The sequence below is a fragment of the Pedococcus ginsenosidimutans genome (genome assembly GCF_039544395.1).
GTDB classification, from domain to species: Bacteria; Actinomycetota; Actinomycetes; order Actinomycetales; family Dermatophilaceae; genus Pedococcus; species Pedococcus ginsenosidimutans.
On sequence record NZ_BAABLO010000012.1, the window covers coordinates 458,963 to 481,575 of the forward strand.

A 22,613-nucleotide genomic window follows, 5' to 3' on the forward strand; every position below is an offset into this window, starting at 1 on the left:
CGGGATCAGCCCCGGCGGCGGCGACGGCCGCCGGTCGACTTGGAGCCCGCGCCGCTGAGGGCCGAGCGGACGCCGTACGTGAACGCCGCGACCTTGACCACCGGGCTGCCGAGCGTGGCGGCGAACAGGGCCGTCAGCGCACTGGCGTTCGTGGTGATCGCGGAGACGTTGGTGGTGATGCCGTCGACCCGGGCCAGCTGCTCGTTGGTCAGGCTGACCGTGTCGGTGAGCTTGAGCAGGGTGGGCTGGACGTTCTCGGTGGTGGTCCGCAGACCCACCCGCGTCTCGTCGAGAATCTTGCCGGCCTTGCCGATCACGCTGCCCAGTCGGAAGACCAGGAACGCGAACGCCAGAGCCGCGATCATGCCCGCGATGTCGCCCAGACTCACATCCATGGCGGCAACCCTACCCCGATGCCGGGGGCGGACCCGGCCAGTCCGTCAGGACCTGCGGATGCGGCCCTTGAGCCAGGTCCAGCGGGGGCCGAGGCGCTCCTCGAACCCGCGGTCGGTGGGCCGGTAGTAGTCGGTCTGGCCCTGCAGGTCCTCGGGCAGGTAGTCCTGGCGCGCGACGCCATCGGGCTCGGAGTGGGCGTAGACGTAGCCGTCCCCGTGGCCGAGCCGCGCGGCGCCGGCGTACCCGCTGCCACGCAGGTGGGGCGGCACCGCTCCCCCGCGCCCGGCCCGCACGTCCGCGATCGCCTCGTTGATCGCGGTGTACGCGGCGTTGCTCTTGGGTGCGAGCGCGTTGTGGACCACCGCCTGGGCGAGGATGATCCGCGCCTCTGGCATGCCGATCTGCGCCACGGCGTGCATCGCGGCGACGGCCGTCTGGAGCGCCGTGGGGTCACCCATGCCGACGTCCTCGCTGGCCGAGATGACGATGCGGCGGGCGATGAAGCGTGGGTCCTCACCCGCCTCGAGCATCCGCGCGAGGTAGTGCAGCGCCGCGTCGACGTCGGAGCCGCGCATCGACTTGATGAGCGCCGAGGCCACGTCGTAGTGCTGGTCGCCGGTCTTGTCGTAGCGGACGCTGGCGTGCGCCACGGCCTGCTCGGTGTGGGCGAGCGTGATCTCCACCGGGCCCTCGGCGTCGGACCCCGGGGCGACCTCGTCGAGGGCCACCCCGGCGGCGGCCTCGAGCGAGGTCAGGGCGCGCCGGGCGTCACCACCGGCGATGCGCACGAGGTGGTCGCGGGCGTCGTCGGCGAGGCTCATCTCCCCCGCGAGGCCGCGGTCGTCGGCCACGGCCGAGGCCAGCACCTCGGCCACCTCCTCGTCGGTGAGCGAGCCCAGGGTGATGAGCATCGAGCGCGACAACAGCGGTGCGATCACCGAGAACGACGGGTTCTCCGTGGTCGCGGCGACGAGGATGACCTGGCGGTTCTCGACACCGGGCAGCAGGGCGTCCTGCTGGGCCTTGGTGAAGCGGTGGATCTCGTCGAGGAACAGCACCGTCTGCCGGTCGTACAGGTCCCGGTCACGGGCCGCCTGGTCCATCACCTGCCGCACGTCCTTGACGCCGGCGGTGACCGCGGAGAGCTCGACGAACCGGCGGTCGGCCGCGGTGGCCACGAGGTGGGCCAGGGTCGTCTTGCCGGTGCCGGGCGGCCCCCAGATGATCGCGGACAGGGGGCCCGCGGCGCCGGCCGAGCCCTCGATGAGGCGCCGCAGCGGGCTGCCGGCACGGAGCACGGAGCCCTGGCCACGCACCTCCTCCAGCGACCGGGGGCGCATGCGCACGGCGAGGGGTGGCAGGGCGGCGCCCGTGGGCATGCGGTCACCCGAACGCGACCGCGATGCCTCAGCGAAGAGGTCGTCGCCGTCACCAGTCACCACGGATGGCAGGGTATCTCCCGTGACCGACGCGCCAGACCACCCCGACCGGGCGGCCTCCGCCCTCCCCCACCTCGGCGCCCTGATCGGCCGGCACCCCAGGACGGTCGTCGTCGTCTGGCTGCTCGCCGTCGTCGCGGCCTTCGGCGGGGCGACGGGGGCGTTCGGCAACCAGTCGCTGTTCGACCGGCTGCAGTCCGGCGACCCGGCGGTCGCCGGCGAGAACCTCCAGGGCCGCGACCAGCTCGTCGCAGCCGGAAGGTCGGCCACCTCCACCCACCTGTTGCAGGTGACCGGCGTCCAGGCCTCCGCCCCGGCGAGCGTCGCCGCCGTGCGTTCGGCCGCAGCCGACCTGCGCCGCATCCCGGGGGTCGTGTCGGTCGCGGCGCCCCAGCTGGTGCCGTCGGGGATCGGCAGCCCGGAGGCCAGGGCGCTGCTGCCGACGACCGGTGACGGCTTCGCCGCCGTGGTCACCTTCGACCCCTCGCTCGAGGGCGCGGCCCGGGACCGCGCCCAGGCGCAGGTTGACACCCGGCTGCGGGAGCTGGTCGCCGACGTCCCGGGCGCGAAGGGCACGACCGGAGGGCTCGCCGACCTCATCGACGCCATCACCTCGCAGGTCGAGAAGGACCTGCGCGCCGGGGAGGGCATCGCGCTGCCCGTGAGCTTCCTGGTGATGGTGCTGGTCTTCGGCGGCTTCATCGCCGCGGGCATGCCCATCGTCGGGGCCATCGCCTCGATCGGGGGCGCCCTGGCCTCGCTGCTCGCCTTCTCGCACCTCATCGACCTCGACGCCACCGTCGTCAACGTCGTCACGGTCCTCGGGCTCGGCCTGTGCATCGACTACGGCCTGCTCACGGTCAGCCGCTTCCGCGAGGAGCTGCGCAGCCGCGTCCAGGGCCGGCCCGCCTCGGAGATCACGCACGAGGAGGTGCTGCTGTCCATCGCGCGCACCGTCGACTCGGCCGGCCGCACGGTCGTCTTCTCCGGCCTCACCGTCGCCATCTCCCTCGGCGGCCTGCTCGTGTTCGAGGCCTCCACCCTCAAGGCCATCGGCTCGGCGGGCCTGTCGGTCGTGCTCGTGGCCATGCTCGTGGCGCTCACCCTCGTCCCCGCCCTCTGCGTGCTGGGCGCCCGCAGGTTGCTCAAGCGCGGCACCGAGCAGGCTCCGGAGGAGGGCGTCTTCTCGCGCCTGGCCACCGCGGTCTTCCGCCGCCCGGTCCTGGTGATCCTGGCCGTGCTCGTGGTGCTGGGGACCCTGGCGGCCCCCGCCTTCCAGCTCAAGCTGACCTCCTCGGGCAAGGAGCTGCTGCCGGTCAGCGCCCCCCAGCGTGAGTTCTTCACCCAGCTCGAGCAGCGGTACCCGCAGCTGTCCGGACCCGACCTGCAGGTCGTGGCCGAGACCCCGCTGGCCCGCGCGCAGGAGTACGCCGCCGCCCTGCCCGTCGTCGACGGCCACCGCCTCGTGGGGCGGGCCGAGCGGGTGGACGACACCCTGAGCCTGGTCTCCGTCGACGTGCCCGGCGGGCCGCTCGGCGACACGGCACGCCACGCGGTCACCGCGCTGCAGGCCGACCGCCCCGACTTCCCCACCAAGGTGATCGGCCAGGCCTCGGGGCTGCACGACTTCACCGGCTCGCTGCGTGAACGCGCTCCGTACGCCTTCGCCCTCGTCGCCCTGGCCACCCTCGTGCTGCTGTTCCTCATGACGGGGTCCGTGGTCATCCCGGTCAAGGCGCTGCTCATGAACGTCGTCTCGCTCGGCGCGAGCCTCGGGGTCGTCGTCTGGGTGTTCCAGCAGGGCCACCTCGAAGGAGTGCTGGAATTCGACTCGGTCGGGGCCATCGAGTCGACGATCCCGCTGCTCGTGTTGGCCTTCGGGTTCGGGCTGTCGATGGACTACGAGGTGTTCCTGCTCTCGCGCATCGTCGAGCTCCACGAGCGCGGGGTCGACAACGACCGCGCCGTCATCGCCGGGCTCCAGCGCTCGGGTCGCATCATCACCTCGGCCGCCCTCCTCGTCGTGATCGTCTTCTCGGGGTTCGTGGCCGGTCGCCTGCTCGTCATCAAGGAGACGGGCGTCGGCCTCGCGGTCGCCGTCCTGCTCGACGCGACGCTCGTCCGGATGCTGCTGGTGCCGGCGACCATGAAGCTGCTCGGGACGTGGAACTGGTGGGCGCCGGCCGGTCTTCGGCGGTGGCACGCGCGGTTCGGGATCACCGAGTGAACGAGCCGGACACCCCTGTGCTGCAACGGGTCTCGACCCACGAGGAGCTGCTCGCGCTCAGCGGTGGGAGCGCGTTCCTGCGCTGGGACATCCCGGCTCCGCTGGGTGCTGCTGCCCACCGGCTGGGCGATGCGTTCGCCCTCCCCCGACGCACCCACACCGGCCGCCACGGCTTGCTCGTGATGGGTCCCCCGGACCACGTCGACCGCCTCGTGGCGGCGATGCTCGCGGACGGGCCGGATGGCGGGCTGCTGGGTGGGCTCGGCTCGGTCACCGTGCAGCGCGGGTCGCTCGACGCCGTGGCACGGCACCTGCCCCTCGACGGCGGCAACGAGTGGGAGTGGCTGTGCACGTCGGCGCCGCCACCGCCGGTGGCGACCGAGGACCGGCTGGTGGCCCTGGGCCGACGCGACGAGCCCGCCATCCGGGAGCTGCTCGCACTGGCCAACCCGGGCACCGACGCGAGGCCCTTCGAGCACCCCCACCAGCACTGGGTCGGGGTGCGTGACGGTGGCGGAGCCCTCCTGGCGTGCGGTGTGCGCGAACCCAACCTCGCCGGGTACCCCGTCCTGTCCGGCATCACCGTGCACCCGGCCGCGCGCGGTACCGGGCTCGGGCTCGCCGTCACGGCGGGGCTCACGCGGGCGGCGGTCGCGCAGGCCGGCGTGTGCACGCTCGGCATGTACTCGCACAACGACGTCGCCCGTCGGCTCTACACCGGGCTCGGCTACGGGCAGACGCACGCCTGGTCGAGCCGCCGGCTCCGCCCGACCGACCGGACGCCCGACTGACCGGACGCCCGGCGCGCCGACAACGGGTACGGCGCCCGCTCGGTGAGCGGGCGCCGTACCGGTGCCGTGCGTCAGCTGGTGACGGTGCCGGCCTTCTCCGCACCTGGGGCTGCCGGGGCGTCCGTGGACGGCTTGGCGTCCACCCCGGCCTCCTTGCGCTGCTCCGGCGTGATCGGCGCCGGGGCCGCGGTGAGCGGGTCGAAGCCGCCACCGGACTTCGGGAAGGCGATGACGTCGCGGATCGACTCGGTGCCGGCCAGCAGCGACACGATGCGGTCCCACCCGAAGGCGATGCCGCCGTGCGGCGGGGCGCCGAAGGCGAACGCGTCGAGGAGGAAGCCGAACTTCTCCTGCGCCTCCTCCTGCGACAGGCCCATCACCTGGAAGACCCGCTCCTGCACGTCGCGGCGGTGGATACGGATGGAGCCACCGCCGATCTCGTTGCCGTTGCAGACCATGTCGTAGGCGTACGCGAGCGCCGACCCCGGGTCGGTGTCGAAGGTGTCGAGGAACTCGGCCTTGGGCGAGGTGAACGCGTGGTGCACCGCGGTCCAGGCGCTGTAGCCGAGGGCCACGTCACCCGAGGCGGTCGCGTCGGCGCTCGGCTCGAACAGGGGCGCGTCGAGCACCCACAGGAACGACCAGGCGTCCTCGTCGATCAGGTTGCAGCGGCGGCCGATCTCCAGACGGGCCGCACCGAGTAGCGCCCGCGAGGCCTTGGTCGCCCCGGCGCCGAAGAAGATGCAGTCGCCGGGCTGGGCGCCGACGTGGGCCGCGAGGCCGTCGCGCTCGGCGTCGGTGAGGTTCTTGGCGACCGGGCCCCCGAGCGTGCCGTCCTCCTGCACCAGGACGTAGGCGAGGCCCTTGGCGCCGCGGCTCCTGGCCCAGTCCTGCCACGCGTCGAGCTGCTTGCGGGGCTGCGAGGCGCCGCCGGGCATGACCACGGCGCCGACGTACTCGGCCTGGAACACGCGGAAGGTGGTGTCCTTGAAGTAGTCGGTGCACTCGACGAGCTCGTTGCCGAAGCGCAGATCGGGCTTGTCGCTGCCGAACCGGCGCATGGCCTCGGCGTAGGTCATCTGCAGGAACGGCGTCTGCAGCTCGACGCCGATGAGCTTCCAGACCTCCTTGACGATGGCCTCGCCGAGCTCGAGGACGTCCTCCTGCTCGACGAACGACATCTCGATGTCGAGCTGGGTGAACTCGGGCTGCCGGTCGGCGCGGAAGTCCTCGTCGCGGTAGCAGCGGGCGATCTGGTAGTAGCGCTCCATACCGGCGACCATGAGCAGCTGCTTGAACAGCTGCGGGCTCTGCGGCAGGGCGTACCAGGACCCCGGCGCGAGGCGTGCGGGCACGAGGAAGTCGCGGGCACCCTCGGGGGTGGAGCGGGTCAGCGTGGGCGTCTCGATCTCCACGAAGTCGCGGGCACCGAGCACGGCGCGCGCGGCAGCGTTGACCTTGGAACGCAGGCGGATCGCGGTGCCGGCCGACGACCGTCCCGGGCGGCGCAGGTCGAGGTAGCGGTGCTTGAGGCGCGCCTCCTCGCCGACGGTCACGCGCTCGTCGATCTGGAACGGCAGCGGTGCCGAGGCGTTGAGCACCTCGAGCGCGCTGGCGATGACCTCGATCTCCCCCGTGGGCAGGTCCGGGTTGGCGTTGCCCTCCGGGCGCGCCCTGACCTCGCCGACGACCTTGACGACGTACTCGTTGCGCAGGTCGTGGGCGCCACCCTCGGCGAGCACCTCGTCACGGACGACCACCTGCGCGACGCCGCTGGCGTCCCTCAGGTCGAGGAACGCGACTCCGCCGTGATCGCGCCGACGGGCAACCCAGCCCGTGAGCGTGATGGTCTGGCCGGAGTGGTCGGCACGCAGGGTGCCGGCCTCGTGGGTGCGAAGCACAGGAGTTCCTTCGATCTCGGGGACGATGGGCGCTCGGACGAGCCCGCCCATCCTACGGACCGCGTCCGGGGCCCCACGAATCGGTTTCCGCTGCCGGTGTGGGTCAGGGGGCGGTCAGCCGAGGACGGGGCCGTCGAGGTAGACCCACCGGCCGCCCCGGCGCACGAACCGGCTGCGCTCGTGCAGCGGCCCGTCGACGTGGGTCGCGACGAACTCGACCTCTCCGGTCTCGTCGTCCTCCCCACCCCCACTCGTGCCGAGGACCTCGAGCCGCAGCCACCCGGGGTCCGGGGCCACCTCGAGCGGGTCCGGCCGGTTGCGCGGGTGCCAGGTCCGCACGAGGTACGCCGCGTCGCCGACCACGTAGGCGCTGTAGCGGCTGCGCATGAGCTGCTCCGCGGTGGGGGCGACGGACTCCCCCGTGTGCAGCGGGCCGCAGCACACGGCGTAGGTGTCGCCGCGGCCGCACGGGCACGGCCGGGCGGCCGCGGACCCGAAGGTCCCCCGGTCGCCGGGCACGTCAGGACCCCCGGTGGTGCGCGCCGTGGTCGTGGTCGTCGTCGCGGTGGGACCGGTGGATCGGCCAGGGCGCGTCGACGGGGCGCAGGGTCGCCCAGCCCTGGTCGCGGGAGGCCAGGGCGCTCAGGGCGGCGATGCCCAGGGCTGCGTTGTGCACGCGTCCCGCGAGGAACGCGTCGCGCACCTCCTCCAGCGGCACCCAGCGCAGCGGCATGCCGAGCTCCTCCCCGTCCCGCGTGTGCCGGTCGGCGTGGGGCACCGGCGACAGGTCGCGCGCGAGGTAGATGCGCAGCGCCTCGTCGATGCCACCCGGCGAGCTGACGTAGTCGACCAGCACGTGCCACGTGTCGGCGACCAGGTCGGCCTCCTCGTGCAGCTCGCGGGCCGCCCCCACGTGCGGTGCCTCACCGTCCACGTCGAGCAGCCCGGCGGGGACCTCCCACTCGAACATGCGCACGGGGTGCCGGTACTGCTGCACCAGCGCGATCCGACCCTCGTCGTCGAGCGCGGCGACCGCGACGGCTCCCGGGTGCCGCACGAACTGGCGGGTCACCTCGCCGGCCTCACCGAGGTCGACGGTCTCGCTCACGACGTCCCAGACCATGCCCTCGAAGACCGTCTCCTGCGCCACGACGGGCCGTGCCTCGAACCGGTCGGCGAGCCAGCCGTGGTCCTCCCCCGCCGGGACTGCCCCGGAGAGGTCCGCGGAGGCGTCCGCGGCGTCGCTCACGCGGTGACGTCGGCCGTGGCGCGGGGGCGCTCGACCTCGACCAGCCGGGCTGCGCGCTGGGCGTTGATCGCGGCCCCGACGAGGCCTGCGAACAGCGGGTGGGCGCGGTGCGGGCGCGACTTGAACTCGGGGTGCGCCTGGGTCGAGACGTAGTAGGGGTGCACGTCGCGCGGCAGCTCGACGAACTCCACGAGGTTGTTGTCCGGGGACAGCCCCGAGAACACCAGGCCGGCCTCCTCGAGCTGCTCGCGGTAGCCGTTGTTGACCTCGTAGCGGTGCCGGTGCCGCTCGTCGACCGCCACGGCGCCGTACGCCTCGGCGACGACCGAGCCCTCGGCGAGCTTGGCGGGGTATGAGCCCAGGCGCATCGTGCCACCGAGGTCACCGGCGCCCTCGACGAACGCCTTCTGCTCCTCCATGGTCGCGATGACCGGAGCGGGGGTCTGCGGGTCGAACTCGGTGGAGCTCGCACCCTCGATGCCGGCGACGTTGCGGGCGTACTCGATGACCATGCACTGCAGGCCCAGGCAGATGCCGAGCGTGGGCACCTGCTTCTCGCGGGCCCAGCGCAGCGCGCCGAGCTTGCCCTCGATGCCACGGACGCCGAAGCCTCCGGGCACGAGCACCGCATCGACGCCGCCGAGCGCGCGCTGGGCACCGACCTCGGTCTGGCACTCGTCGCTGGCGACCCAGCGGATCTTGACCTTGGCATCGTGGTGGAAGCCGCCGGCGCGCATCGCCTCGGTCACCGACAGGTAGGCGTCGGGCAGGTCGATGTACTTGCCGACCAGGGCGATCTCGACCGTGTGCTCGGGGCTGTGGACCCGGCGCAGCAGCTCGTCCCAGTCGTGCCAGTCGACGTCGCGGAAGTTCAGGCCGAGGCGACGGATGACGTAGGCGTCCAGGCCCTCCTTGTGCAGGACCTTCGGGATGTCGTAGATGCTCGGCGCGTCGACGGCGGCGGCGCAGGCCTCGGTGTCGACGTCGCACATGAGCGAGATCTTGCGCTTGATGCTGTCCGGGATCTCCCGGTCGGCGCGCAGAACGAGCCCGTCCGGCTGGATACCGACCTGGCGCAGGGCGGCCACGGAGTGCTGCGTGGGCTTGGTCTTGAGCTCACCACTGGGGGCGAGGTAGGGCACCAGCGAGACGTGCAGGAAGAAGACGTTGTCGCGGCCCACGTCGTGGCGCACCTGGCGGGCGGCCTCGAGGAACGGCAGCGACTCGATGTCGCCGACCGTGCCACCGATCTCGGTGATGATCACGTCGGGGGCGGAGGAGGCCGGGACGCCGGGGCTGCCGGCGGCCTGCGCCCGCATGCGCTCCTTGATCTCGTTGGTGATGTGCGGGATCACCTGGACCGTGTCACCGAGGTACTCGCCGCGACGCTCCTTGGCGATGACCTGGTTGTAGACCTGTCCGGTCGTGACGTTGGCCATGCCCACGAGGTTGCTGTCGAGGAACCGCTCGTAGTGACCGATGTCGAGGTCGGTCTCGGCCCCGTCGTCGGTCACGAAGACCTCGCCGTGCTGGAACGGGTTCATCGTCCCCGGGTCCACGTTGAGGTACGGGTCCAGCTTCTGCATCGTGACGCGCAGGCCGCGCGCCGTGAGCAGGCGTCCGAGGCTGGATGCCGTCAGGCCCTTGCCCAGAGAAGAGGCAACGCCCCCGGTCACGAAGATGTGTTTCGTCTGCTCCACCACGGGATTCAAGCCTACGTCATCCCGGGGAGGGCTGAGTACCACTCCCGCCAGCGGCGTGCCGCCGCGAGGCCGTCCTCCCACGTGGTGGCGCGGTCGCGCCCCTGCTGGGAGAGCCGTCCGCGCAGCTCGGGGTCGCCGAGGACCCGTTCGACGGCGCCGGCGAACCCGGGCGTGTCGCCGACCGGGACGAGCACCCCGGCCCCGTCGACCAGGTCGTGCAGGCCACCGGTGTCGCTGGCGACGACCGGCAGCCCCGCAGCCATCGCCTCCTGCACCACGAGGGCCCGGGCCTCCCACCGGCTCGGCAGCACGAAGGCCTCGGCGGCCTCGAGCCACGCGGTGGGGTCGGCGACCGCGCCGACGAAGTGGACCGGGGAGGCGAGGTGCCCGGCCCGCTGGCGCAGGTCGGCGAGCAGGCCCGGGTCGCCGTCGCCGACGACGACCCACTGCACGGGCGCGTCCAGCCGGGCAGCGGCGTCGACGAGGACGTCGAGGCTCTTCTGCGGGGCGATCCGGGAGATGGTGAGCACGAGGGCACCCGTGTCCGGGAGGCCCATCGCTCGGAGCAGCCCGGCGGCGCGCGCACGGCGTTCGGCGACGCCCGCGGGAGGTGTGCCGAGCAGCGCGGGGACCCTCGGCGAGGGCACTGCGGCCAGCCTCGCGTCACGGGCCCCGTGCCGCCTCGCGACCGCCACGAGGTCGCTCGACGCCACGGTGACCAGGGCCGCCCGGCGGGCGACGAAGGACTGGACGGCACGGCCGAGGGCAGCCCTGGGTCCGTCGAGTACGGCGTTGTGCTGGCTCACGACGACCGGAGTGCGGGTGCCCGTCGCCGCGAGGACCGCGAACAGGCCCGCCTGGTGACCGTGGGCGTGCACGACGTCGGAGGTGCGCGCGAGGCGGTGCATCCTGCGCAGGTCGGCCAGCAGGCCGCGCACACCACCGCTGCGGGCGGGCCACCAGCGCAGGGCGTCGGGGAGGTCGAAGCGCTCGGCGGTCAGGTCGTCGGTCACGGTGACGACCTCGTCGCCAAGCTCGCGCAGGTGTGCCGCGAGGTCGACGACATGGAGCCCGATGCCGCCGGTGCTGCGGCCGACGACCATGGCCACCCTCATGCCGCGCTCCCCAGGCGCCTGCTGCGACCACGCCGGCGCATCTCCCGGAAGGTCTCCCGGTCGCCCACCGCCATCACCGCCAGGTAGGTGGCCGCTGTGGCCAGCGCCACCGCGATGCCGGCCCCGAGGGCGCCCCACACCGAGGTCGCCGAGAGAGCGCGCGCGATGCCGTCACCGACCGCCAGCGACACCGCCACCGCGACGATGGCCGAGCCGAGCGTGCGATAGCTGCCGGCGAGGGCCAGCGGCCCCCACGCCCGCCGCACGAGGAGGACGAGCACGAGGGCGGACAGGACCATGCCGACGGACGAGGCCACCCCGAGGACGCCAAGGGTGGCTCCCGCGCTCGACCCCTCGGGCAGGACCGCCAGCGGCAGCAGGGCGGTCACCGCCCACCCGGCGGCCACCGCCAGCGCCGCGTGGGACGGGCGGCCCCGCACATACAGCGCGCGGGTCAGCAGCGCAGCCACACCGAACCCCACGACACCGGGGGCGTAGGCCGACAGCGCTCCGGGGATGGCAGCCAGCGCGGCGCCTCCCCCCAGGTCCGACCCGCGGTCGAAGTGCGAGAAGAAGGCACCCACGGGCCGCGAGACGGCCATGAGGACCGCAGCGGCGCCGGCGGTGAGCAGCAGGATGCCCTGCAGTCCGCGGGCCAGGGAGTCGCGGGCCGCGGTGCCCACCAGCCCCTGGGACTCCTGGCCGGCGGTGTGCGCCAGCGCGGGGAAGACCGAGGTCGCGATCGGCACGGCCAGGACGGCGTACGGCAGCAGGTAGACGGCCTGGACGTAGGCGTAGGCGTTGACGGTGCCCACCACGTCGGTGCGGTGGTGGGTGATCCACAGGACGGTCAGGACGGCAGCCTGCTGGGCGACCAGCGCCACCAGCCCGGCTCCGGCCAGGGAGGCGGCCCGGCGGGCAAGGCCCTCGGGGAACCCGAGCGTCGGGCGCAGGCGCACCCCGGACCGGAACACCGGCACGAGCAGCGGCAGGCTGAGCACCACCACACCGAGCGTGGTGCCGCCCGCGAGGGTCCACACCGCCGGATCAGAGACCGCACCCGGGCCGTCGGCGGTGTCGGCGAGCGCGCCGTAGGCGACGTAGGCGGCGATGACCACGAGGCTCGACAGCAGCGGGGCCAGCGCCGCCGCGAGGAAGCGCCGCCGGGCCTGCAGCACCCCGGACAGCACGATGCCCACGCCGTAGAGGAGCACCTGGGGGGCGAACAGCCGCAGCATGTGGGCCCCCAGGTCCAGCTCCGCCTGCGAGGCCCGGGCCCCGAGCAGCGCGCTGCTGAGCCACGGTGCGAGCACTGCCAGCAGCACGGCCAGCGGGGTGAGGACGAGCACGGCCCAGGTGAGCAGCGCCGACGCGGTGCGGTCGGCCTCCTCCTCGCGGCCCATGCCGAGCTGGCCGGCGATGAGGGGGACCGCGACGGCGGCGAGGACGCCACCGGCCGCCACCTCGTAGACGACGTTGGGCACGAGGTTGATGGTCTGGTAGACGTCACCGACCCCGGCCGCCCCGACGCTGTTGGAGAAGACCATCGTCCGCACGAACCCCGCCACCCGGGCGAGCAGCGTCGCCACGGCGATGAGCCCCGCGGCCCGCGCCACCGAGGTCCCGACCGTCCCGGCCGTCATCGGCGGCCCAGGGCGTCGACCTCGCGCAGCACCGGGGTGGACTCGATCACCCTGGTGAAGGACACCTTCTCCGACGCGAGCGTCAGGCCCGTGAGCACGGCCAGGGCGACGAGCCGCCCCCGGCGACCGGTGGCCTGGACCAGCGCGGTGCCGAGCAGCGCGCCGGCGCTGTTGGCACCGGTGTCGCCCAGCATCGCCTCGCCACGCAGGTCCGGTGCGAGCAGGCCCACTGCCGCGCCGGCGGCCGCCGCGGCGCTGGTGGCCGCACCCGTACGGGTGGTGCCCCGGGCCCCACGGGTCGAGGCCATCGCCGCCGCCCCGAGGACCGTCGCCTTGAGCGCACGTCCGGGACGCAGGTCGAGCAGGTTGAGCAGGTTGGCCGTGCCGGCCACCACGGCTCCCCCCACGAGGGTGTCGACCGGGGTGGGGACCGTCCCGGGTCCGGCTGACCCGTGCGGCCTCGTCGCCGACCGCCGCAGGTCACGGTCCACCAGGGCGGCGGTGGCGAGCCCCGTGACGGCGAGGCCGAGCACCTTCACGGCGCCGGTGGTGACCTCGCCGCGCGCGAGGGCACCGAGGTGACCCTTGAGCCCCTTGCTCGAGGAGTCGCCCGCCAGGTCGTCGAGCGCGCCGAGTCCGGCCGACGCGGTGGCCGCGAGCACCGGGCCCGGTCCGGCGCCCGTGAGCCCGGCGGCGGTGGCTGCACCCATGGCGTACGCCGGTCCCTCGAGGAGGGTCACTCTGCGGCCGGCGTGGTTGGTGCGCTCCCACCGCTCGGCACCCCCGGGCGGGTTCGTGCCGAGCGCCCGCAGGGAGACGGAGGCCACGACCCCGGCCAGGGCTCCGGTCGCCAGAGGGTGCACGGCGCCCTACTTGGTCGCGAGCTGCGGGAAGGCCGCGGAGGCGTCGCTCGCGAGGCCGTACTGCCCCGACTTCCCCGCCTCCTGCTCGAGGAGGCCGAAGACGACACTCGCCTGGCCCATGGGCAGCTCGCCGTCGTCGACGGTGCTCAGGGTGTCCGGCAGGTCCTTGTCGTCGCGGACCGTGGTGACCACCGATGCCACTCCCGTGGTGCCCGGGGCGGTGCTGCTGGTCACCAGCACGGCGCCGGCACCCGCCGAGTCCATGGCGCCGGCGAGCCTGGCCAGCGCCGTCGCCCTGTCGGTGCGCTCGGCGGCGTCAGAGCCGCTGACGGGCCCTGCCACGACGACGGCCACGGTGGCCCGCGTGACGGTGTCGGAGCTGTACTTGACGAGCTCTCCCGTCCGCAGTCCCTCCAGGGCCGCGGTGGCGCCGGGAGCGCCGGAGCCCGCCTTGGTGAGGACCGAGCGGGCGAGCACCGTGTCGACGAGGTCGGCCGACTGGTCCACGGGCACGCCCACCTGCCCGGCCAGCTGCTGGGCCAGGGTGGAGCGCAGGGTCGCCTTGTCCGGGTCGACCCAGGCGTCCTGGACGGAGATCGTGGACCCGATGGTGGCCCCTGCGCCGGTCAGCGTCTCGGTGGTGGACTTCACCAGGCCCGAGTCGGCGCCCGGCAGCACGATGACGCTGACCGTGGTGTCTGCGAGGCGCGAGGCCAGGAGGCTGCGGTTGCTGGCCGTCGTGAAGTCGTCACGGGCCTTGCCGCCGCGCTCGGCCAGGTCGAGCTGCGAGCGCAGGGTGGCCTTGTCCTGGCGGAGGTTCTTCACCTCCGACGTCAGGGTGTTGCCCAGGTCCTCCTTGAGGGGACCGGCACCGAGCACGATCCCCACCGCGAGGGCGAGGAAGATCGAGACGATGGAGACGAGGTGGTAACGGAAGTCGATCACGTGACGGTTCCTACGACGAAGGACCACAGGTCGTCCCAGCGAGCGCCGAGGACCTGCAGGAGGGCGCGCCCACCCGTCGTCGACCACAGGGCCGCGAAGAGTGCGCTCAGCCCGACGAGGAGCATGAGCGTGAGGGCGAGGTTGGAGATGCGTGAGCGGTAGAGCCGGCTCACGCCCTTGGCGTCGACGAGCTTGCCGCCGACGCGAAGGCGGGTCAGGAAGGTGCTGGCCATGCCGCTGCGACCCTTGTCGAGGAACTCGACCAGCGTCGCGTGCGTGCCGACGGCGACGATGAGCTCGGCGCCCTTGTCGTCGGCGAGGAGCATGGCGACGTCCTCGCTGGTGCCGGTGGCCGGGAAGACCACCGGCTCCACCCCGAGGCGGCGCACCCGTTCGAGGCCGGGTGCGTTGCCGTCGCGGTAGGCGTGCACGACGACCTCTGCACCGCAGCGCAGCGTGGCGTCGGACACCGAGTCCATGTCACCCACGACGAGGTCGGGCCGAAGACCCACCTCGATCAGCGCATCCGCGCCGCCGTCGACCCCGATGAGGACCGGCCGGTACTCGCGGATGTAGCTGCGGAGGGTCCGCAGGTCCTCCTTGTAGTGGTAGCCGCGCACGACGATGAGCGCGTGGCGCCCGTCGATCTTCGTGGTGATGTCGGGGACACCGACGCCGTCGAGGAGCAGGTCGCGCTCGCGGCGCAGGTACTCCATGGTGTTGGCGGCGAAGGCCTCGAGCTGCACGGCCAGCCCGGCGCGCGCCTCGGTCATCGCCGCGGCGACGATCTCGGGGTCGAACGCCTGGCCCTTGGCCACCACCTCGTCACCGACCCAGACCTGGTCGCCGTCGACGCGGACCTGCTGGCCCTCCTGCAACGTGTGCATCACGTCGGCGCCGACGTTGTCGAGCAGCGGGACCCCTGCGTCGATGAGGATCTCGGGGCCGAGGTTGGGGTAGCGGCCGGAGATCGACGGCGCGGCGTTGATGACGGCGGCCGGCCGGCACGCGAGCAGCGCCTCCGCGCTCACCTTGTCGATGTCCTGGTGGTTGATGACGGCGATCTCACCGGGGCGCAGCCGCTTGGTGAGGTTCTTGGTGCGGGCGTCGACGCGGACCTGCCCGCGGACCCCCGGGCTCTCGGGTTCGCGGGCGCGTTGGCGGGGGATCTTCAGCGGCATCGTCGCCATCCTCCCATGCGCGCACGCCTGCTCAGCGCGCCCCACGCGGGGCGCGTCGTGGCTCAGGAGACCGCTGCGGCCCTGCGGGCGGAGCTGGCCGCGACGAGCTCGCGGGCGTGGTCCAGGGCGGCCTCGGTCTCGGCCCCCGACATCATCCGGGCCAGCTCACGCAGGCGCTCGTCGTCGTCGAGCGCGTGCACGCCGCTGGAGGTGATGTGCCCGTCGCTGGCCTTGCGGACGACCAGGTGGCGGTCGGCGTACGCGGCGACCTGGGGAAGGTGGGTCACGACCACGACCTGGGCGTGCTCGGCCAGGGCGGCGAGCCGGGCCCCGACATCGAGTGCCGCGGTGCCGCCCACGCCGGCGTCCACCTCGTCGAAGACGAACGTCGGCACGTCGGCCCCACCCGCGGCACCGGTGACGACCTCGAGGGCCAGCATGACGCGGGACAGCTCACCGCCGGAGGCTGCCTTGGCCACCGTCCTGGCGGGGGTACCGGGGTTGGCGGCCAGGAGGATCTCGACGTCGTCGGCGCCGCTGCGGCCGAGCCCGGAGGGTCGCGGGCTGACGTCGACCTCGACCCGGGCCTGCCCCATGGCGAGGTGCCCGAGTTCCGCGGTGACCGCCTTGGCCAGGCGCGAGGCCGCCTTGCGGCGGGCCGTCGTCAGGGCCTGCGCCGCGCTGGTGCGCTGGGCGTCGAGCTCGGCCAGCCTGGGCTCCAGCTCCTCGATGCGGCTGTCGGACCCGAGCAGCAGGTCGAGCCGCTGGGCCGCCTCGCGGCCCCAGTCGAGCGCATCGGCGACCGTCTCGCCGTACTTGCGCGTCAGGGCGGTGAGGTCGGCGCGACGCTGCTGCACCCACGCCAGCCTCGCCGGGTCGACGTCGACGTCCGTGAGGTAGGAGCTGAGGTCCGCGGCGAGGTCGGCCACGAGGTAGCCGAGGTCGGCCAGACGTCGGTCGAGCTCCTTGAGGGCCGGGTCGTGGTCCACCTCCCCCGCCAGGGCCTGCCGGGCTGCGGCGACGGTCTCTGCGGCGCCGGGCCCTTCCTGCCCGGAGTAGTCCTGCGCACCGGCGAGGTGGTCGTGGGCCAGTGCGGCCGCGGTCCTCAGCCCCTCGGCGTGGCTGAGCCGCTCGTCCTCCACCCGCAGGTCGGCGTCCTCCCCCGGCTGGGGGTCGAGCTGCTCCAGCTGCTCGAGCCCGTGCTGGAGGATCTCGACCTCGCGCGCGCGGTCACGGGCCGCCTCCCGCAGTGAGGCGAGCTCGGCACGCGCGGCCTCGTGCTCGTCGTACACGGCGACGTAGCGGGCCAGCGCCTTCGCGACCGCGTCGCCCCCGAACTGGTCGAGCATCGCCCGGTGCTGGTCGCCGTGGCGCAGCCGCCACTGGTCGGCCTGGCCGTGCACGGCCACCAGGTGCTCACCCACCTCGGCCAGCACGCCCACCGGGGCGGACCGGCCACCGACGTGCGCGCGGGAGCGGCCCTCGGCGGAGACGGTCCGGACGAGCACGAGCCCGTCGGACACCTCGGCGCCGGCCTCGGCCGCGCGCAGGGAGGCGGGGTGCGACTCGGGCACGTCGACGAGTCCCTCGACCACGGCGGTGGTCGCACCGGACCGGACCAGGCCGGCGTCGGCACGCGCGCCGAGCAGCAGGCCGAGGCCGGTGACGACCATGGTCTTGCCCGCACCGGTCTCACCGGTCAGGACGTTGAGGCCCGGGTGCAGGTCGAGCACGGCGTCGTCGATGACGCCCAGACGCTGGATCCTCAGTTCCTGCAGCACGGGGCACAGCCTCTCACGCGGGGCTGACGCCGCCCGTCAGGCCGGCGGGGTGGGGCGGCCGTTGCGGGCCGCCTCCTCGCGGCGGGCCTGGCCGCGCCAGCCGTGGATGTTGAGGTCGAACTTGGCCACCAGCCGGTCGGTGAACGGGGACCGGCTCAGCCTCGCTAGCCGTACGGGGGTCTGCGAGCGCACCACCTCGATGCGCGCGCCCGGGGGCAGGTCCACCGCTCGGCGTCCGTCGCACCACAGCGCACCGGTGCCGAGGGTGTCCGGCACGACCTCGAGCGCGAGGTGGGACTGCGGCCCCACGACCAGCGGCCGGGCGAACAGGGCGTGGGCGCTGATCGGCACGAGCAGCAGCGCCTCGACGTCGGGCCACACCACCGGTCCCCCGGCCGAGAACGCGTAGGCCGTGGAGCCGGTGGGGGTGGCCACGACGGCCCCGTCACAGCCCCAGGTGGTCAGGGGGCGGCCGTCGATCTCGGCGACGACCTCCAGCATGCGCTCACGATTGGCCTTCTCGACGGTGACCTCGTTGAGGGCCCAGCTGGTGTAGACCGGCGAGCCGTCGACCTTGGCCGTGACGTCGAGGGTCATCCGCTCCTCGACCGTGTAGGTGCGGGCGACGATGTGCTCGACGGTGGCCGAGATGTCCTCCCGCTCGGCCTCGGCGAGGAAGCCGACGTGGCCGAGGTTGACCCCGAGCAGGGGCGCGCCGGTCCCCCGCGACATCTCGGCGCCACGCAGGATCGTGCCGTCGCCCCCGAGCACGCAGACCAACTCACAGCCCTCGGCCGGGTTGTCGGCGTTCGCCAGCGTCACCCCGTCCTGGGCGGAGAGGTTGACCGCGGCCGCCTCGTCCGACTGGACCACGACCTCGATCCCGGCGTCGTGCAGGCGCTGCACCACCCCTGCGGCGAGGTCGTGCGCCTCCTGGCGGCGTGGGTGGGCCACGAGGAGGATCCTGCGGCGGGCTGGGGCGGTCACGGGGTTCCCTTCAGGCTCACCTGGTCTGCGGTCTTCACCAGAGCCTGCCATCCCATGCCCTCGTCAGCGCGCGGGGTCAGCCACAGCAGGTACTCGGCGTTGCCCTCACCTCCCCGGATGGGGCTCTCGGCGAGCCCCTTGGGGTGCAGCCCCGTCGCGATGGCGCAACGCGCCACCTCGGTCACCGCCCAGGCGCGGTCGCCCTGGTTGCGGACGATCCCGCCCTTGCCGAGCCGGCTCCGGCCCACCTCGAACTGGGGCTTCACGAGCACGACGGCGTCACCCTCGTCGCGGAGCAGGCCGCGGAAGGTGTCCAGGACGAGGGTCAGGGAGATGAAGCTCAGGTCGGCGACGAGGAGGTCGACGGGCCCACCGATGTCGTCTGCGGACAGCCCCCGCACCGTGGTGCCGGGCCGGTCGGTGACCCGGGGGTCCTCAGCGAGCTCGGGCACGAGCTGCCCGCGACCCACGTCGAGGGCCACGACGTGCTCGGCGCCCCGGTGCAACAGCACCTGGGTGAACCCGCCGGTCGAGGCACCCACGTCCAGGCAGCGCTTGTCGTGGGCCGTGAGCCCCCGGTCACCGAACGCCTCGAATGCGCCGACGAGCTTGTACGCCGCGCGACTCACCCACCGGGGCCCCTCCTCGCGGACCTCGATGGGGGTCCCGTCGCCCACCGGTGCGGACGCCTTGGCTGCGGTGGCTCCGGACACCACCACGTCGCCGGCCTCGACCAGGGCTCTGGCGTGACCTCGCGACCTGGCCAGCCCGCGGCGGACGAGCTCGACGTCGAGCCGGGTGTGGTCGCTCACTCGCCGCCGAGGTGGGACAGGCGTCCCTGGAGCGTCTGGTGCACGCGCTGTCCAGCGGCGATCCGGGCGTCGAGGTCGTCCTCGGGCGCGTCACGCAGGTCCTGCAGGGCGGAGTCGATGACGATGTCGCCGGTGGCGTGCTCGCCGAGGTCCGGAGCCGCCGGCGCGGGAGGAGCTGGCGCGGGAGGGGTCGCGACCGGTGGCCGCGGGTGGGGGTGCTGGTCGTGCTGGTCGTTGTGCTGCTCGGTCACGAGCCGGTCCTCTTCGCCGTCGCCTTGGTGGTGGTCTTCTTCGCGGTCGCCTTTTTCGCCGGAGCGCTCGTGGTCGCCGTGGCCTTCTTGGCTGCCGTGGCCTTCTTGGTTGCCGTGGACTTCTTCGCAGCCGTCTTCTTCGCGGTCGCCTTCTTCGCGGTCGCCTTTTTCGCCGGAGCGCTCGTGGTCGCCGTGGACTTCTTCGCAGCCGTCTTCTTCTCGGCCGTCTTCTTTGCCGGGGCGCTCTTGGAGGCCGGGGCCACGCTGGGCTCTGCTGCCCGCGTGGCCGCCTCGGCGACCGTGCTCACCGCACCGGAGGGACGGCCGGAGGACCGGGCGGCACCCGCTGCGCCGGCGACTGCCGAGACACCGGTGGCGACGACGAGGTCCTTGAGGTCCGCGAGCTCCTTGGTGACCCCGGCCAGCGCGGCGCGGGCGGCGTCGACGTCACCGACCCTGGCCACGTCGGCACGCCTCAGCGCGGCCTCGACCTCGGCCTGCACGAGGGCCACGAGGTTCGCGCGGTTGGCGCGCGCCGCCTCGAGGAGCTGGTCGGCGAGGGTGGAGGCCTGGACCGCGCGGCGGCTGACCTCGTCGACGCCGGGGAGGGCCAGCAGGCCCTGGGCAGCCTCCATCGCCTTGGCCATGGTCATCTCACCCAGACCGCTGGCGAGCTGGACATAGCTGCGCACGGACTCGAACGCCATGTGGTCCTCCTCGGGAGAGCGACCGGGCGTCGCTCGACTCCTCACGCTACTGCCAGACGTCGACGTCCCGCACGAGGCGTCGAGCCGCGTCGTGAGTGATCTCGTCGTCGTCGAGGGCCTGGTGCACGCAGGCGACGGCGGCGCGCGCCGCCTCGATGGGACTCCCCGTCCGGGCGACCTCCCAGCGACCGTCGACGAGCCGGCGTCGGTCGGCGCCGCACTCCCACCACGAGTAGTCGGTCTCGGTCGGCACGTACTCGGTGCGGAGGCCGCGCAGGTCCTCCACGAGGTAGGTCGGGCGCATGGCCGCTGGTGCCGTGGCCAACGAGGTCACCGAGTCCACTCCGGTCAGCACGAGGACGGAGTCCATTCCGGCGGTGACCGCCCCGGCGATGTCGGTGTCGAGCCGGTCCCCCACGGCGAGCACGCGTCGCGCGGGGATGTCGAGCCGGTGCGCGCACAGCTCGTAGAGCGGGGCCTCCGGCTTGCCGACGACGATCGGGTCGCGGTCGACGGCTCGTCGCACGGCCGCCACGAGCATGCCGTTGCCCGGCGCCGTACCCCGGTGCGTGGGCAGCGTCTGGTCGGTGTTGGTCGCGACCCACATCGCCCCGGCCACGACGGCGTACGCCGTCTCGGACAGGTCCGCGGCCGTCACCCCTTGCCCGTAACCCTGGAGCACGCCGGCGGGCCGCAGGCTCGGGTCGTCACGCAGGTCAGCCGGCGTCAACACCCGGAACCCCTTGGCCTGCAACGCCTCACGCACCCCGGGTCCGCCAACCGCCATGATCGTGGACCCAGCGGGGAGGTGGCGGGACAGCATCTCAGCCCCGGCCTCGGAGCTGGTTGCGACGTCGCGACCGCTGGCGCGCAGGCCGAGGTCGGTGAGGTGGGCCGCCACCTCACCCGGCGGGCGGGAGGCGTTGTTGGTCGCGTACACGATCGGTACCGACAGCGACGACAGCGCGGACACCGCGTGGTCCACCGCGGCCGGGCCGCGGTACACCACGCCGTCGAGGTCGCAGACGACCGCGGCGTACCGCTCGATCAGGGTCGACACCTAGCGGTCGCCGTCCGTGCCGCGGTCATGGTCACGGTCGTTGCCACGGTCGTTGCCACGGTCGTTGCCACGGTCGTGGTCGACGTCCTCGAGGTCGTCCTCCTCCTCGCCCTCGAGCAGGTCGGTGAGGATGACCCCGTCGAGCTCGGCGAGGCGCTCGGCCGCATCGGTCTCGAGCTCGGTGTCCGTGTCCGCGGCCCGGGCGAACCAGGTCCGCGCGTCCTCCTCCCGGCCGACGGCGAGGAGCGTCTCGGCGTAGGCGTAGGCCAACCGCGTCGTCCAGGGCTTGCGTCCCGTGGCCTTGAGCTGTGGGATCTCCAGCGCCAGGCGGGCGGCGTCGAGCTGGCCGAGGTCGCGCCGGATGCCCGAGATCACGATGGCGAGCTCGACCCGCTCCTCCACGGTCAGCGTCTTTGCCTCCGGAGACATCGCCAGCTCCAGGGCACGCTCGGGACGACCCAGGCCCCGCTCGCAGTCCACCATGAGCGGCAGCATGTGGGAGGAACCGCTGAGGCGCCGCGCGGTACGGAACTCGCTGAGCGCCCTGGCCCACTCCCCCTTGCGGTAGGCCACCAGGCCGAGGGCCTCGCGGGCTGCCGGCACTCGTCCGGCCCGTCGCACGGCCGTCTCGGCGTGCGCCTCGGCCCCGCTGAAGTCGTCGACCTCGAGCAGCGCCGCCACCATGACCAGGTGCTGGGCGACGCCCTCGGCGTTCTCCTTGCTCAGGGTGCGCAGCTGGTGGTGCACCGCACGGTCGAGCTCCTTGCCCGTGACGCCCTCGGCGATGCGCGGCTCGGGCAGCTTGGGGGTACGCGGCGCAAGCCGCGGACCACCGCGACGCTCACTGTTGTCGAAGGACCCGGCGTCGCGCTCGTCGCGCCGACCGGCTCCACCACGGCGCTCGGAGCCGCCGGGCGGGCGTCCACCGGGACGACCTGCTCCGGGACGGCCCCCAGTGGGGCGTCCGCCGGAGGACCGACCTGCGCCGTAGCCGCCGGCGCCGCCACGGTCGGAGCCACCGCCGCTGCCGCCCTGACCACCCTGACCGCGGTAGCCGCCACCCTGACCTCGGGAGCCACCGCCGCCCTGGCCGCGGGAGCCACCGGAGCCTCCGGGGCGACCGCCGCCCGAGGATGGACGACGGCCCTGGCCGTCACGACCTGACTGGTTCTCCGACACGGATGCTCCTCGCTGTGCAGTATTCGTCGTGCAGTCTACGGACTCCGTCTTTGCCGGGCACTTCCCGGGGACGTCTCCGCGTGCGCATGGGTTGTTTCGAATCCAGGCATCTCGATGGGATGAGAGCCCGGGAATGCAAAAGGGCCTTCCCGTGGGAAGGCCCTTTTGTGAAGGTGTGTTCGGCTGCGTCCTACTCTCCCACACCGTCACCAGTGCAGTACCATCGGCGCTGAAGGGCTTAGCTTCCGGGTTCGGGATGGGACCGGGCGTTTCCCCTTCGCTATGACAGCCGAAACTCTATGGAGATATTCAGTGGTTTGTTTGTCCCGACCGTATCTCGGGAACCACACAGTGGACGCGTAACATCTTTGTTGTATCAAGTT

At 73.3% G+C, this 22,613-nt stretch carries 20 protein-coding genes and 1 rRNA gene; 2 read left to right on the forward strand and 19 right to left on the reverse strand.

What is annotated here, in order from left to right:
- Nucleotides 1–5 precede the first annotated feature (5 nt).
- Both ABEA42_RS16795 and ABEA42_RS16800 read right to left on the reverse strand, forming a co-directional pair.
- Nucleotides 6–389, reverse strand: coding sequence for a DUF948 domain-containing protein (locus ABEA42_RS16795; protein WP_345505054.1), 384 nt, complete (start codon nucleotides 387–389; stop codon nucleotides 6–8).
- A gap of 51 nt (nucleotides 390–440) precedes the next feature.
- Nucleotides 441–1,775 carry a replication-associated recombination protein A gene (locus tag ABEA42_RS16800; protein WP_345505055.1) on the reverse strand — a complete coding sequence of 445 codons (1,335 nt, stop codon included), beginning with the start codon at nucleotides 1,773–1,775 and terminating at the stop codon, nucleotides 441–443.
- A gap of 82 nt (nucleotides 1,776–1,857) precedes the next feature.
- Between ABEA42_RS16800 and ABEA42_RS16805 the strand changes: the two genes are divergently transcribed.
- Both ABEA42_RS16805 and ABEA42_RS16810 read left to right on the forward strand, forming a co-directional pair.
- Nucleotides 1,858–4,062 (forward strand): MMPL family transporter, encoded by a 2,205-nt coding sequence (locus tag ABEA42_RS16805; RefSeq protein WP_345505017.1) that lies wholly within the window; start codon nucleotides 1,858–1,860, stop codon nucleotides 4,060–4,062.
- Nucleotides 4,059–4,853, forward strand: a complete 795-nt coding sequence (locus tag ABEA42_RS16810) for a GNAT family N-acetyltransferase (protein WP_345505018.1) — start codon at nucleotides 4,059–4,061, stop codon at nucleotides 4,851–4,853. The genes ABEA42_RS16805 and ABEA42_RS16810 overlap by 4 nt, the downstream gene beginning before the upstream one ends.
- Nucleotides 4,854–4,924: 71 nt before the next feature.
- Here the strand turns inward: ABEA42_RS16810 and aspS are convergent, their stop codons facing one another.
- The 17 genes from aspS to rrf form a co-directional block, all read right to left on the reverse strand.
- Nucleotides 4,925–6,754 carry an aspartate--tRNA ligase gene (gene aspS, locus ABEA42_RS16815; protein ID WP_345505019.1) on the reverse strand — a complete coding sequence of 610 codons (1,830 nt, stop codon included), beginning with the start codon at nucleotides 6,752–6,754 and terminating at the stop codon, nucleotides 4,925–4,927.
- 114 nt (nucleotides 6,755–6,868) lie between these two features.
- On the reverse strand, nucleotides 6,869–7,273 hold the full coding sequence (locus ABEA42_RS16820; RefSeq protein WP_345505020.1) for a YchJ family protein: 405 nt from the start codon (nucleotides 7,271–7,273) through the stop codon (nucleotides 6,869–6,871).
- A gap of 1 nt (nucleotide 7,274) precedes the next feature.
- Entirely contained in the window at nucleotides 7,275–8,003 is a 729-nt protein-coding gene (locus ABEA42_RS16825) for an NUDIX hydrolase (protein ID WP_345505021.1), read from the reverse strand.
- Nucleotides 8,000–9,706 (reverse strand): CTP synthase, encoded by a 1,707-nt coding sequence (locus ABEA42_RS16830; protein WP_345505022.1) that lies wholly within the window; start codon nucleotides 9,704–9,706, stop codon nucleotides 8,000–8,002. Before ABEA42_RS16830 ends, ABEA42_RS16825 begins: the two co-directional genes overlap by 4 nt.
- Before the next feature lie 11 nt (nucleotides 9,707–9,717).
- Complete coding sequence (locus tag ABEA42_RS16835) at nucleotides 9,718–10,821, reverse strand: glycosyltransferase family 4 protein (RefSeq protein WP_345505023.1); 1,104 nt, start codon at nucleotides 10,819–10,821, stop codon at nucleotides 9,718–9,720.
- On the reverse strand, nucleotides 10,818–12,464 hold the full coding sequence (murJ, locus tag ABEA42_RS16840) for a murein biosynthesis integral membrane protein MurJ (protein WP_345505024.1): 1,647 nt from the start codon (nucleotides 12,462–12,464) through the stop codon (nucleotides 10,818–10,820). Before murJ ends, ABEA42_RS16835 begins: the two co-directional genes overlap by 4 nt.
- Nucleotides 12,461–13,327 (reverse strand): hypothetical protein, encoded by an 867-nt coding sequence (locus tag ABEA42_RS16845; protein ID WP_345505025.1) that lies wholly within the window; start codon nucleotides 13,325–13,327, stop codon nucleotides 12,461–12,463. The genes murJ and ABEA42_RS16845 overlap by 4 nt, the downstream gene beginning before the upstream one ends.
- A 6-nt stretch (nucleotides 13,328–13,333) precedes the next feature.
- Entirely contained in the window at nucleotides 13,334–14,272 is a 939-nt protein-coding gene (locus ABEA42_RS16850) for a copper transporter (RefSeq protein WP_345505026.1), read from the reverse strand.
- On the reverse strand, nucleotides 14,269–15,453 hold the full coding sequence (gene steA, locus ABEA42_RS16855; protein WP_345505027.1) for a putative cytokinetic ring protein SteA: 1,185 nt from the start codon (nucleotides 15,451–15,453) through the stop codon (nucleotides 14,269–14,271). The genes ABEA42_RS16850 and steA overlap by 4 nt, the downstream gene beginning before the upstream one ends.
- Before the next feature lie 62 nt (nucleotides 15,454–15,515).
- Complete coding sequence (recN, locus tag ABEA42_RS16860) at nucleotides 15,516–17,234, reverse strand: DNA repair protein RecN (RefSeq protein ID WP_345505028.1); 1,719 nt, start codon at nucleotides 17,232–17,234, stop codon at nucleotides 15,516–15,518.
- A gap of 36 nt (nucleotides 17,235–17,270) precedes the next feature.
- Entirely contained in the window at nucleotides 17,271–18,221 is a 951-nt protein-coding gene (locus ABEA42_RS16865) for an NAD kinase (protein WP_345505029.1), read from the reverse strand.
- Complete coding sequence (locus ABEA42_RS16870; RefSeq protein ID WP_345505030.1) at nucleotides 18,218–19,033, reverse strand: TlyA family RNA methyltransferase; 816 nt, start codon at nucleotides 19,031–19,033, stop codon at nucleotides 18,218–18,220. Before ABEA42_RS16870 ends, ABEA42_RS16865 begins: the two co-directional genes overlap by 4 nt.
- Entirely contained in the window at nucleotides 19,030–19,284 is a 255-nt protein-coding gene (locus tag ABEA42_RS16875; protein WP_345505031.1) for a hypothetical protein, read from the reverse strand. Before ABEA42_RS16875 ends, ABEA42_RS16870 begins: the two co-directional genes overlap by 4 nt.
- Nucleotides 19,281–19,991, reverse strand: a complete 711-nt coding sequence (locus ABEA42_RS16880) for a hypothetical protein (RefSeq protein WP_345505032.1) — start codon at nucleotides 19,989–19,991, stop codon at nucleotides 19,281–19,283. Before ABEA42_RS16880 ends, ABEA42_RS16875 begins: the two co-directional genes overlap by 4 nt.
- 46 nt (nucleotides 19,992–20,037) lie before the next feature.
- The gene (locus tag ABEA42_RS16885) at nucleotides 20,038–21,051 is read right to left on the reverse strand and encodes an HAD-IIA family hydrolase (protein WP_345505033.1); all 1,014 of its coding nucleotides are present in this window, start codon (nucleotides 21,049–21,051) and stop codon (nucleotides 20,038–20,040) included.
- Complete coding sequence (locus ABEA42_RS16890; protein ID WP_345505034.1) at nucleotides 21,052–22,230, reverse strand: tetratricopeptide repeat protein; 1,179 nt, start codon at nucleotides 22,228–22,230, stop codon at nucleotides 21,052–21,054.
- Between the two features lie 177 nt (nucleotides 22,231–22,407).
- Nucleotides 22,408–22,524: ribosomal RNA gene (gene rrf, locus ABEA42_RS16895) — 5S ribosomal RNA — on the reverse strand.
- Nucleotides 22,525–22,613: the final 89 nt, after the last annotated feature.

What these genes read in the sequence shown, in the direction of transcription:
- ABEA42_RS16800 (WP_345505055.1), bottom strand. Translation starts at nt 1,775, where the DNA reads ATGCCCACGGGCGCCGCCCTGCCACCCCTCGCCGTGCGCATGCGCCCC.
- ABEA42_RS16835 (WP_345505023.1), bottom strand. Translation starts at nt 10,821, where the DNA reads ATGAGGGTGGCCATGGTCGTCGGCCGCAGCACCGGCGGCATCGGGCTC.
- murJ (WP_345505024.1), bottom strand. Translation starts at nt 12,464, where the DNA reads ATGACGGCCGGGACGGTCGGGACCTCGGTGGCGCGGGCCGCGGGGCTC.
- steA (WP_345505027.1), bottom strand. Translation starts at nt 15,453, where the DNA reads ATGCCGCTGAAGATCCCCCGCCAACGCGCCCGCGAACCCGAGAGCCCG.
- ABEA42_RS16880 (WP_345505032.1), bottom strand. Translation starts at nt 19,991, where the DNA reads ATGGCGTTCGAGTCCGTGCGCAGCTATGTCCAGCTCGCCAGCGGTCTG.